This window comes from Micromonospora sp. NPDC048040, from assembly GCF_055587185.1.
The window spans coordinates 14,899-25,554 of record NZ_JBVJGT010000032.1 but is presented as its reverse complement, the minus strand read 5'-3'; the positions used below and the strand labels follow the sequence as shown (position 1 = coordinate 25,554).

At 74.6% G+C, this 10,656-nt stretch carries 12 protein-coding genes; 4 read left to right on the top strand and 8 right to left on the bottom strand.

The window, feature by feature from the left end:
* Positions 1-14: 14 nt before the first annotated feature.
* The 6 genes from ACZ6O2_RS24825 to ACZ6O2_RS24800 form a co-directional block, all read right to left on the bottom strand.
* The gene (locus ACZ6O2_RS24825) at positions 15-1,307 is read right to left on the bottom strand and encodes a hypothetical protein (RefSeq protein WP_466024480.1); all 1,293 of its coding nucleotides are present in this window, start codon (positions 1,305-1,307) and stop codon (positions 15-17) included.
* Between the two features lie 115 nt (positions 1,308-1,422).
* Complete coding sequence (locus tag ACZ6O2_RS24820; protein ID WP_466024479.1) at positions 1,423-1,938, bottom strand: NUDIX hydrolase; 516 nt, start codon at positions 1,936-1,938, stop codon at positions 1,423-1,425.
* A gap of 94 nt (positions 1,939-2,032) precedes the next feature.
* On the bottom strand, positions 2,033-3,523 hold the full coding sequence (locus tag ACZ6O2_RS24815) for a glycerophosphodiester phosphodiesterase family protein (RefSeq protein WP_466024478.1): 1,491 nt from the start codon (positions 3,521-3,523) through the stop codon (positions 2,033-2,035).
* A gap of 134 nt (positions 3,524-3,657) precedes the next feature.
* Positions 3,658-4,605 (bottom strand): class D beta-lactamase, encoded by a 948-nt coding sequence (gene blaOXA, locus ACZ6O2_RS24810; RefSeq protein WP_466024477.1) that lies wholly within the window; start codon positions 4,603-4,605, stop codon positions 3,658-3,660.
* Positions 4,606-4,700: 95 nt separating this feature from the next.
* Positions 4,701-5,357: a hypothetical protein gene (locus tag ACZ6O2_RS24805; RefSeq protein WP_466024476.1), complete on the bottom strand. Its 657-nt coding sequence runs from the start codon at positions 5,355-5,357 to the stop codon at positions 4,701-4,703.
* Between the two features lie 41 nt (positions 5,358-5,398).
* Positions 5,399-6,001 (bottom strand): DUF4291 domain-containing protein, encoded by a 603-nt coding sequence (locus ACZ6O2_RS24800; protein ID WP_350711841.1) that lies wholly within the window; start codon positions 5,999-6,001, stop codon positions 5,399-5,401.
* Between the two features lie 88 nt (positions 6,002-6,089).
* On the opposite strand from ACZ6O2_RS24800, the gene ACZ6O2_RS24795 reads away from it, so the two are divergent.
* Complete coding sequence (locus tag ACZ6O2_RS24795) at positions 6,090-6,572, top strand: type II toxin-antitoxin system PemK/MazF family toxin (RefSeq protein ID WP_350684091.1); 483 nt, start codon at positions 6,090-6,092, stop codon at positions 6,570-6,572.
* Positions 6,573-6,616: 44 nt separating this feature from the next.
* On the opposite strand, the gene ACZ6O2_RS24790 is transcribed toward ACZ6O2_RS24795, so the two are convergent.
* Complete coding sequence (locus tag ACZ6O2_RS24790) at positions 6,617-7,267, bottom strand: flavodoxin family protein (RefSeq protein WP_466024475.1); 651 nt, start codon at positions 7,265-7,267, stop codon at positions 6,617-6,619.
* A gap of 135 nt (positions 7,268-7,402) precedes the next feature.
* Between ACZ6O2_RS24790 and ACZ6O2_RS24785 the strand changes: the two genes are divergently transcribed.
* The gene (locus ACZ6O2_RS24785) at positions 7,403-8,425 is read left to right on the top strand and encodes a phosphotransferase enzyme family protein (RefSeq protein ID WP_466024474.1); all 1,023 of its coding nucleotides are present in this window, start codon (positions 7,403-7,405) and stop codon (positions 8,423-8,425) included.
* A 51-nt stretch (positions 8,426-8,476) separates the two neighbouring features.
* Here ACZ6O2_RS24785 and ACZ6O2_RS24780 read toward each other — a convergent pair whose 3' ends face one another.
* Complete coding sequence (locus ACZ6O2_RS24780; RefSeq protein ID WP_350711838.1) at positions 8,477-9,127, bottom strand: GGDEF domain-containing protein; 651 nt, start codon at positions 9,125-9,127, stop codon at positions 8,477-8,479.
* 266 nt (positions 9,128-9,393) lie between these two features.
* Here ACZ6O2_RS24780 and ACZ6O2_RS24775 point away from each other — a divergent pair, with 266 nt between their 5' ends.
* Entirely contained in the window at positions 9,394-9,633 is a 240-nt protein-coding gene (locus tag ACZ6O2_RS24775) for a DUF397 domain-containing protein (protein ID WP_466024473.1), read from the top strand.
* 139 nt (positions 9,634-9,772) lie between these two features.
* Complete coding sequence (locus ACZ6O2_RS24770; protein ID WP_466024501.1) at positions 9,773-10,654, top strand: helix-turn-helix domain-containing protein; 882 nt, start codon at positions 9,773-9,775, stop codon at positions 10,652-10,654.
* Positions 10,655-10,656 lie beyond the last annotated feature (2 nt).

The following is a 10,656-nucleotide window of genomic DNA, read 5'->3' as shown; positions in this document are numbered from 1 at the left end:
CGGGCCCCCGGGGGCTACTCGCCGTCGAACAGGTCTTCTTCGCCGTCGTACCGGTCGGCGAGGTCGGCCTCGGGCACGTCCTTCGGGTCGGCGACCCAGGCCGAGAAGACCGGCAGGCCGTGCCACGGGCCGGCCGCGTCGCCGCCGGCCCGGCCGTCGGTGGCGACCGCGACCACGGCGTACGGGTGGCCGAAGCGTAGCTCGGCGATCCGGACGGTTCCCATCGGCGGCGAGCTGGTGATCCCGGCGTAGGCGGTGACCGCGGCCGCCTCGAAGCCGTACCAGCCGTAGCGGGCCATCGCGACCTGCGCCGCCGCGAATTCCAGTCCCGGAGCGTCCAGCAACTCGCCGAACAACGCCGTGACGGCGGCGAAGCCCAGCCCGGGCTCGGCCAGGTCGTGCCAGTTCTCGGCCGACCAGCAGGGCAGCACCGCCGTGAGGTGTTCGCCCCGGCCGTTCGGCGCGTACGTCGCGGAACGCTCCTCCCGTAACGCCCACAGCGGCCCGTCGCCCAGCGGAAGGTCGTACAAGGAACGCCGGTCCGCCGGCAGCTGATGCCTCGGCGTGGCGGCGGCGACCGCCGCGACTTCGTGGGCGGCGGCGAGGACGTCCCCGGCCGCCACGTCAGGTGCCGCCGCGACCGACACCACCAGCAGTCCGGCCTTGCCGTCGGGGGTGCCGGCCGATCGGGCGGGCGCGGCGTGCACGGCGACGGTGCCGGCCCGCGCGGTGTCCACGATCCAGCACCGGTGGCCGTGCTCCGGAGTGCTCAGCGCGCGGCTCAGCCGCCCGGCCCAGGCGCTGCCCGGCCCGAGCGCGTCGGCGGGCGCCACCTCGAACGGGTCCGCCCACGACACTCTGGTGGCGAGGGCGCTGGCCAGCACCACCAGCGTCTCCGGCCCGACCTGTAGCGGGAACTCCTCGATGAGAGCGAGGGTGCGCTCGCGGGCCCACGCGTCGAGCCCGGCCTGCTCCGGCAGCGGCCCGGTGGCGGTCGGCCCGGGCAGGGTCGCCCGCCACCCGTCGAGCCCGGCGGTTTCGGACCCCGGCCGGTGCCAGAACGCGGTCGCCGACGGCACCAGCGGGTGCGGCGCCTCCAACAGGGCGCGGGCCGCCTCGGCGGCCGTCCTCGCGTCCGTGCCGAGCGCCTCCTCCAGCGCCGTGCGGGTCGCGTCGGTGGCCGCCGGCGCCGCGAGCGCCAGCAGCAGCCACGCGCCGAGCGGGGAGGCGACGTGGTGCCCGTCGCCGATCACGGCGTGCAGTCGGTCGGCGTAGCGGGCCAGGGGAGTGCGGATGTCGATCGTCACCGCTCCACTGTGCCCGCTCGCGACGTCGCCGTCACCACCCGCCGACCCCGGCGGTGGTCCGCGCCCGGTGGCCCCGCCCGCGTCACGGCGCGGCGCGGCGCGGCGCGGGAGCATGTCAGGACCACAGCTCGAACGGCTCCTCGATCTCCTCGCCGCCTAGGAACGGGGTCAGCAGTTCCGGCAGCCGGCCCGGGTAGAACCGCTGCCGGCTCGCCACCACCTCCGGCACGGGCCACCAGCGGAAGCCGAAGTAGTCCTCCACCTCGTAGTCGAGCCGGTACGCCTCGTCCACGTCCGGCCCGGGCCCGACGAGCCGCACCGGGACGATCACCTCGTCCTGGAGGTGCCGCCGCTGCCGGTGCACGAAGCTGGCCCGCCGCCGCCAGGTGGGCCGACCGATCTGCGCGGGGCCGGCCACGATGCCGGTCTCCTCGCGCAACTCGCGCACCGCCGTGTCCAGGTACGTCTCGCCGGGGTCCATCCCGCCGCCGGGCAGCTCCCACCAGGTGCCCAGGCGGGGGTGATCCGGGTCGCGGGTGTGGAACAGCAGCACCCGGTCGTCGGCGTCGAGCACCACCACCCGCACCGCGCTGCGCTCGAAGACCGGCAGGTCCTGGGGAAGTTCGATCATTCGTCCATCATGCCCCGCGACGACGCGCGCTGGCGGAGGGCGGGCTGGTCACCCTTCGCCACCGCCCTCCGCGCGGCGCGCGTCACCCGCAGCCTCAGGGGCGGACCGGGTCGAACTGGAGGTAGTCGAGGTTCCAGTTCTGGTAGGCGTCGGCCGGCAGGCTCACCCGCACGGTGTGGTGGCCGGCCGCGAGTTCCTGGACGACGCCACTGGGCTGGAGCACCTGCTTGTTGTGGCTCGTGGTGTTCAGGACCGCCACCCGCTCGCTCTCCGGGCCTCCGTCGAACGACAGCGTGTACGTGCCGGCCGGGGAGTACGGCGAGGACACCCGTGCCGAAACGGCGTACCTGCCGCTGCGCGGCACCTCGATGGCGTAGGTCAGCCACTCGCCGCCGCGCATCCACGAGAGCCGCACGTTGCCGTCGGCGTCACTGATGTCCACGTCCTCGCCGGGGCGCATCGGCAGCCCGCCGCGGTTACCGGCGTCGAGGTCGTGGTAGCCCACGCCCTCGCCCGGAAGGAAGTCCTCGGCCTGGACCCGGACGCTACCGTTCGGCACCGGGTCGCCGTCGCCGGTCTGCAGCCACCGCTCGAGATTCTCGACGTCGTCGGTCTGGATGACGGTGGCGCCGAAGCTGGTGACCAGCCCCTCCCAGCCTCGACGAGGATCGATGAGCGAGGCCTCGTCGGTGAAGTGGTCCGCCAGACCGTTCCACATCGAGTTGACCCAGACCCTGCTGCTCGCCGCCAGCCGGTCGAGGAACGGCTGGCGTGCCACGACGTCGTACTGGCTGTCGAAGTTGACCTCGTAGCCGACCGGCTGGTCGCCGCCGAACGCCGCGACGTCGGCGAGATTGGCGTCGCCGATCATGTGCAGGTACAGCGCGCCTTCGTGGCCGGCCAGGAACCGCTGGACCTCGGCCACCGGCGCGGCGCTCTTGTAGAGCCCGTTGCGGACCGTCCCGGTCTCGACGAGCACCTTCCAGATCTCCTCGCGGAACGGCCAGCCCTTGTCGAGGTTGACGAGACCGCGCGTCTTCGCGACCGCCATGGCCTCGGCGAGAGTGGGGACCTGCTCGTCGGTGACCGAAGCCTGGGCGCCGCCGAGGCCCTGCTTCAGGCGGAGCGCCTTGACCTGGGCGAGGGTGAGGTCGGCGACGGCGCCGGTTCCGTTCGTCGTGCGGTCGACGGTGGTGTCGTGCATGAGCACGGGGACGCCGTCCCTGGTCAGCCGTACGTCGATCTCGACGATCTCAGCGCCGTCCTCGTAGGCAGCCGCAATCGCGGGCAGGGAGTTCTCCGGGGCGTCACGCCACTGGCCGCGGTGCGCGGCGGTGAGGATCTTGGCCTTCGGGCTGTGGTCGAGGATGTCATGGTAGGCGCGCTCGGCCGGCGTGCCACCACCCCGACCCGGCCCGCCGTAGCGGAGCGCCGGGGGAGGAGCGCCGACGCCGCTGGCGGCGACGGCGAGGGCGGCAGGTGCTTGCCGGCCGGTCGTGAGCGCTGCTCCGGCGACAGCGCCGGCAGCGACAAGGGAGAGCGCGGTTGTGACGCGTACGGCGTGGTTGAGGGGCGATCGGTTCATGGTCGCCGAACCTAGGGCCGGACCAGCCGCGCTACGCGTACCGGGCGTTGACTCCGCTTGACGATCCGATGAAGGTCGGTCGCTCCGACCCGCCGGCCACGCGTCGCCGCCGCTGGGTAACGAGTGAGGGACGGTCAGGCGGTGGGCAGGGCGCCGAGGCGGCGCAGCAGTTGCCGGCCGAGCGGCAGTCGCTTGTCCGCGTCGGCGTCGGTGCGGATGTCCACATTCAGCGCGAAGCAGTACAGCCGGTCGCCGCGCTCGACCCAGCCGACCCACCACCCGGTGCCCGGCTCGGTGGCGTCCGTCTGGCCGGTCTTGGCGTACAGGGTGTGCGTGGCGGTGCGTTCCAGGCGCAGGATGTCCCGGACGGTCGCCTGGTGCCCCCGGTCGGCCGGCAGTTCGCCCCGGGCCAGCCGGGCCAGCCACCGCGCCTGCTCGTCGGCCGAGATCGTCAGCGGCCCGCGCAGCCAGAACTCGTCCACCGCGGCGCCGACCTCGCCGTTGCCGTAGCCGAGCCGGCGCAGCCACTCCCGCTCCCGCTCCGGCCCGATCCGCCGGGCCAGTTCCTGGAACACCGGCACGTTGGACACCCGGACCGCGTCACGCAGCCCCATGTCCCGCTCCCAGGCCGCGACGCGCTGGGGCCGGCCGCCGTACGGGACCTTCTCGTGCTCGTCGCGCACCACGCCGGTCTCGAGCGCGATCAGGCTGTGCGGAACCTTGAACGTCGAGGCCGGGATGAACCGCCGCTCGGCCCGGGCGCGGTCCACCATGACGACGCGCGCCGCCGTCACGTCGTACAGGACGAAGGTGCCCTGGAGGCCGGCCTGCCGGAACAGGCTCGCCAGGTCGTCGCGGGTCTCGACCGCCGGCCCGACCGACGCGGCGGTGGCCGACGGGCCGTCGGTCGGCGGGGGCTCCGGGCGCTCGCTCCCGGCGCAACCTGCCGCGCCGGCCAGCAGGGCCAGGGCGAGAGCCGTCGTGCCCGCGGCGCTCCGCCTGTGGCGAGCCGGCCACGGACCGCGTGGGCGGTACGGCTCACACCGGCGGGCGTCGGGCAGGCCCCGCACCTCGACGGTCACCTGCCACCGCCTCCCTGCTCCGGCACCGACACCCCAGTCAAGCACGTGCCGCACCACGAGGCGGGCCGACGCCCGCCCCACCCACCGCCGGCCGCTCAGGGCGCCGCCCCGGCCGCCGGTGCCGAGACCTGGAGGTGCCGGTCCAGGCTCTCCACCAACGCGTCGGCGCCGGCGGGTACGACCTCGTCGGCCCACGCCCGCAGCTCCCGCAGGAACCCGGCGAGGTCCGTCCGGACGCCGTCGACGAGCCGCACCAGCTCGTCGACCCGGACGTCCACATGCGAACCACGCTCCTCGTCCGCCCAGACCCGGACCGTGCCGTCCGCGCGGTGCTCCACCCAGGGGTCGGGGTCGTGGCCCTGGTCCGGCGACGCCCCCGATGGAATCTCGTACCAGGCGCGCCAGTCCTCGAGGCCGCTGCAGCAGCCCGGGTCGACCCGTGCACCCGTGCCCGGGTCGGTGAGGCGCAGGCCGCCGGGCACCACGAGGGAACCCGGCTCCGGCCCGGCCGTCGTCACCGGCAGCACGGCGGTCAGCGGATCGTCGTCCTCGGGCCACACGGTGCGGTCGTCGACGTGGTTGTACGCCGCGATCCGCGCCACGACGGTGCCCACCTCGGCGGCGGTCAGCGCACCGGAGAGCACCAGCCACGGGCCGACCTCGGCCACCGGCCAGAGCGTGAAGCCGTCGAGGGGATTCACCTCCAGCACCGGCTGGAGGATCGGCACGTGCCGCGCGGCGGTCGGTCGCACGGCACCGGCGGCGCCACGCCTCGCCCAGGCGCGGAATCCCCTCACGGGATCGTCGCGCCGACGACGGCGGCCACGTCCGGCGGCAGCGGGTACGGGCGCTCCGGCGGCAGCAGTGCCTCGGCGGCCGGGCCGTCGCCGGCGTCGAGCGCCGCGCGTACCGCGTGGGCCGTCGGGGTCACGTCGGTGAGGGCGACCAACCACTCGTCGACGTACCGGCGCACCGCCTCGCCGGCCAGCCCGACCTGAAGCGACCGGTGCGGCAGCGGCGCCAGCCGCAGCGACCGCTCGGGGTCCCACTGCACCCGCACCGGGCTGGCGCGCAGCCGCCGCGACCAGGTCTCCCGGTCGGGGTAGCGGTCGCGGTCGAAGCTGCTCAGACACGAGTGGGCCAGGGCCCACTCGAAGCCCGACCGGGTGATCTCAACGGCCAGCACCCGCTCCTGACCGGGCTTCGTGGCCCAGCCGCAGCGGTACATCATCCAGCGGAACGACGGCTTGATCCAGGTCATCCGCTCCCGCTTGAACGGTGGCACGAAGCGACCGGCGGCCAGCGCCGCGCGGGCGATCTCCGGCGGGTACGCCTGGTACACGGTCACGGTGTCGGCGGTGAAGTCGGCGCGGATCTGGTGGGCGGGGACCGTCATGCCGCCGATCCTGATCGACCACCGGCCCCGGGTCCACCGGATTGTCCCGGTCCGGCCGGGCCGCGCGGCGGGAGATAGGCTGCCGCTCGTGGCAGGTCTTCTGAGGAGTGTCGCGGCGCGCATCGGCGGTGTCATCCCGTCGCCCCGGCGGCCCGGCCCGGCTCCGGCGCAGGTCGCCCGGCGCCGCCAGGTCGCCGCGCTGCAGCGCCGCGTGCTGGCGTACGCGCCGGAGCTCGACGGGCACGCCGACCCGGGCGAGATCGTCTGGACCTGGGTGCCGTACGAGGACGACCCGCGGCAGGGCAAGGACCGCCCCGTGCTGGTGGTGGGCCGGCACAGCCGGACCCTGTTCGGGCTGATGCTCTCCAGCCAGAGCGAGCGCGACGGCCAGCGGCACTGGCTCGCGCTCGGCCCGGGCGAGTGGGACCGGGACAACCGGCCGAGCTGGGTGCGCCTGGACCGCGTGCTGACCATGCGGGAGGACAGCATCCGCCGGGAGGGCGCGGTGCTGGACCGGGCCCGCTTCGACCGGGTCGGGCAGGCCCTGCGCGCCGGCTACGGCTGGCGCTGACCGCTCGGCTGCAGCCTGCGCCGGCGACCGCTGGGCGCTGACGGTCAGGCTGGCTCCCGGCTGGGGCCGACCCCGGCGCCCTTCGCGTCCGGCGGTGGGTACGGCTGCTCGGCCAGCAGCCGGGCGAGGTGTGCGCTGTTGAGCGCCAGGGCCTTCGTGGTGCGGTCCGTGGTGTCCGGCTTCGGCCGGGCGTCGATGTAGTCGACCTTGTGCAGTGCCTCGCCCACCCAGTAGCTGGCGCCGGCCGCCGGGCAGGTGAACCCGACCTCGTTGAGGGCCTGCTGCACCTGGCCGATGGTGTGGTGCGCGCCGTCCTCGTTCCCGACGACGGCGACGCCGGCCACCTTGCCGTAGGTGAGCAGCCGACCCTCGGCGTCGGTCTCGGACAGTTCGGCGTCGAGGCGCTCGAGGACCATCTTGCACACGGCCGACGGCTGGCCGAGCCAGATCGGTGTGGCGACGACGAGGATCTGCGCGGCCAGCAGCTTGGCCCGGATGGCCGGCCACCCGTCTCCGTCGCCCTCGTCGGTGGAGACCCCGAACCGTACGTCGTGGTCGACGACCCGGACCAGTTCGCCCTCGACGCCCTGCTCGGCGAGGGCATCGAGCACCTCGCGCCCGAGCACCTCCGCGCTGGACGGGGCGGGTGACCGCTTCAGGGTGCAGTTCAGGACCAGGGCCTGGATGGTGGCCACGAACGTTCCTTTCCGCCGGCGCTGCGCTGACCCTGTCGGCATACCCGGCAGGCGGCTCGAGACACGTCGAAACCACGTTCTGCCGACGCCGTAAATGGGTGGGCCGGGCGGTGCGGCGACTGGCAGGGTGTCGGGATGACCGACGACGCGCCGGAGGCGCTGCGCGCTTGGGTCCGCGAGGACTTCGGGGTGGACCTCACCGGGGCCGAGGCGGTGGGGCACGGTGCGGACCGGCACGCGCGGCTGTGGCAGGCCCGGTCCGCCGACGGTACGCGGTACGCCGTCAAGCTGAGCGGCGGCGGCAGTCCGGCCGGCCTGGTGGTGTCGGCGTACCTGGGGGCGCGGGGCGTGCCGGGCATCGCCGTCCCGCTGCGTACCCGGGACGGCCGGCTGTGGAGCGACCGGGACGGGCGCCGGCTGTCCCTGGTGCCGTGGGTCTCCGACGCGCGGGCGCTCGGTGGCGCGATGACGGCTGAGCACTGGCGCGCGTACGGCGAACTGCTGGCGGCGGTGCACGACGTGGCGGTGACCGACGACCTGGCCGCGCTGCTGCCTCCGGGCGGCGCCGCGCACGCGGCGATCGTGGCGGCGGCGCGCGGGGTCGACGCCCGGCTGCGCGGTCCCCGGCCGGGCGACCAGGGCGATCCGCTGGTGGACGAGCTGGCCCGCATCTGGTCGGGGGCACGGGGGACGGTGGCGGCGCTGGCCCGGGGAGTGGAGCGGCTCGGCGACGAACTGCGCGACCGGCCCGGGCCGGCGGTGGTCTGCCACGGCGACCCGCACCTGGGCAACCTGCTGCTCGGGCCCGAGGGCCGGGTCTGGCTGATCGACTGGGACGACGCCGTGCTCGCCCCGCGCGAGTGCGACCTGATGTTCCTCATCGGCGGCGTGCTGGCCTTCGCTCCCGTCACCGCCGCGCAGCAGGCCGCCGCCTTCGCCGGCTACGGCCGGGTCGACGTCGACGCCACCCGGCTGGCCTGGTTCCTGAGCGTGCGCGCCCTCGACGACATCGGCGACTGGTCCCGCCAGGTGCTCGACGCCGCCTCCGCCGAGGCCGACCGGCGGCAGGCGCTCGACATCGTGCGAGGGCTGGTGTCCCCCCACGGTCTGGTCACCCTGGCCGACGCGGCGCTGGCCGACCTGGCCCGCCGGCGCTGACCGACGCCCGACGGGCCGGTCGCCGCGGTTGGCCGGGGTGGCTCCGCCGGGTCAGCACTCCGCCAGGTGGGCGGTGTCGACGAGTTGCCGGGGCGAGTCCGCCGACCCGAGGCTCTTGGCCCGGTACATGGCGGCGTCGGCCCGGTCGAGCGCCTCGGTGAGCTGCGCCGGCCCGGTGACCGGCGCCAGCCCGACGGACGCGGTCACCCGGACGCTGAGCCCGCCGAGGGGGATCGGGGCGGCGACGCTCTCGCAGAGCCGGCGGCTGGCGTGCTCGATCCATCGCCGGTCCACCGTCGGGCTGGTGAGCAGCCCGGCGAACTCGTCGCCGCCGAGCCGGGCGACCAGGTTGTCCCCGGCGAACGCGGCGAGCCGCTGGGCCACGCTGATCAGCACCTGGTCGCCGGCCGCGTGCCCGTAGCGGTCGTTGATCTGCTTGAAGTCGTCGAGATCGAGCACCACGGCGATCAGCGGCTGCCCGGCCGCGTCGGTGAGCAGCGTGGCGGCGATCCGGTAGAACCCGCGGCGGTTGGGCAGGCCGGTGAGGGGGTCGTGGCTGGCGGCGTGCCGCTCGGCGGTCAGCTCGGCCTGGAGGTGCCTGATCTCGGCCTCGGCCCGCAGCGCGCGGCTGCGTAGCTGCCAGGTGGTGAGGAGGGCCCCCGCGGCGCAGATGCCGGACGCGACGGTGAGCGGATCCGGCACGAGACCTCCCATCGCCACGATGCCCCGTGGCCCCGGCGCGCGGCGTGCCGCGCCCCGTCCCGGGGCCCTGTCGTCGCTGGTGGCAGCCCAGCGGTTGATGACGCAGAGTGAGCGGATCGGCACCGCGCACGTGCGTTATCATGCTCGCTGGCCGGTGCAGATGCAAGAGCAGATGCACGTGCAGCCAACCCCTCTCGTCGATGCCGTGCGACTCTCCGCAGCCCCGCCCGCCCGGCAGCGGCGGCCCGCAAAGAGAAAGACGCCCCATGCAGCAGCCACCGAACGGCGTTCCCACCAGTCAGTTGCCCCCGCTCAACTGGCAGAAGAGCCGCCGGAGCAACCCGAGCGGCAACTGCGTCGAGCTGGCCCAACTGCCTGGCGGCGCCGGCATCGCCCTGCGCAACTCGCGACACCCGGAGGGGCCCGCGCTGATCTACACGATGGACGAGATCGCCGCCTTCGTGCTCGGGGCCCGCGACGGAGACTTCGACCATCTCATCGGCTGAGCGCTCGTCCCGCCTGCGGTGCTGACGGCCCCTGGCCCTGGGAGTTCTTCTCACTCACGGTTCATGGCATGCTTACACGTCGGCCGGGGCTGGGGCTCCCGGCCGGGCATGATCCGGCATGCGGAGGTCGGCAGTGACGATGGTTCCCGTCGAGGGCGGCCCGGCCACCGGGCCCACCGTGCTGCGCATGCTGCTCGGCGCCCAGTTGCGTCGTCTCCGCGAGTCCAGCGGGGTGACGCGGGAGGGCGCCGGCTGGGAGATCCGGGCCTCCGAGTCGAAGATCAGCCGGATGGAACTGGGCCGGGTCGGCTTCAAGGAGCGTGACGTCGCCGACCTGCTCACTCTCTACGGCGTCACCGCGCCCGAGGAACGCGAGGCGCTGCTCAAGCTCGCCCGGGACGCCAACAGCCCGGGCTGGTGGCACCGCTACGGCGACGTGCTGCCGAGCTGGTTCCAGTCGTACCTCGGTCTGGAAGCCGCCGCGGCACTCATCCGCTCCTACGAGGTCCAGTTCGTCCCCGGCCTGCTCCAGACCAGGGAGTACGCCCGGGCGGTGGTGCTGCTCGGCCACGGGACGGCCGCGCCGGCCGAGATCGAGCGCCGGGTCGCCCTGCGCATGCAGCGCCAGCAGTTGCTACGCCGTGAGAACCCGCCGCTGCTCTGGGCGGTGGTGGACGAGGCCGCGCTGCGCCGGCCCATCGGCGGCCGGGAGGTGATGCGCGGCCAGGTGGCGGCACTCGTCGAGGCGACCAAGTCGCCGCACATCCGGCTCCAGGTCATCCCGTTCGCGGCCGGCGGGCACGCCGCGGCGGGCGGCGCCTTCACGATCCTGCGCTTCGGCGACCAGGACCTGCCGGACATCGTCTACATCGAACAGCTCACCAGCGCGCTCTACCTCGACAAGCGCGACGACCTCGACTACTACGCGGTGGCGATGGAGCGACTCTGCGTCGAGGCCGAGCCGCCGGAGCGTACGCCGGAGATCCTCGGCCGGATCCTGGACGACCTCTACCCGGGTTGACG

Bases quoted from the DNA above. Each gene is read 5' to 3' on its own strand.
- ACZ6O2_RS24775 (WP_466024473.1), top strand. From the start codon at position 9,394: ATGCAGCAGCCACCGAACGGCGTTCCCACCAGTCAGTTGCCCCCGCTC.
- ACZ6O2_RS24800 (WP_350711841.1), bottom strand. From the start codon at position 6,001: ATGACGGTCCCCGCCCACCAGATCCGCGCCGACTTCACCGCCGACACC.
- ACZ6O2_RS24815 (WP_466024478.1), bottom strand. From the start codon at position 3,523: ATGAACCGATCGCCCCTCAACCACGCCGTACGCGTCACAACCGCGCTC.
- ACZ6O2_RS24785 (WP_466024474.1), top strand. From the start codon at position 7,403: ATGACCGACGACGCGCCGGAGGCGCTGCGCGCTTGGGTCCGCGAGGAC.
- ACZ6O2_RS24820 (WP_466024479.1), bottom strand. From the start codon at position 1,938: ATGATCGAACTTCCCCAGGACCTGCCGGTCTTCGAGCGCAGCGCGGTG.
- ACZ6O2_RS24770 (WP_466024501.1), top strand. From the start codon at position 9,773: ATGGTTCCCGTCGAGGGCGGCCCGGCCACCGGGCCCACCGTGCTGCGC.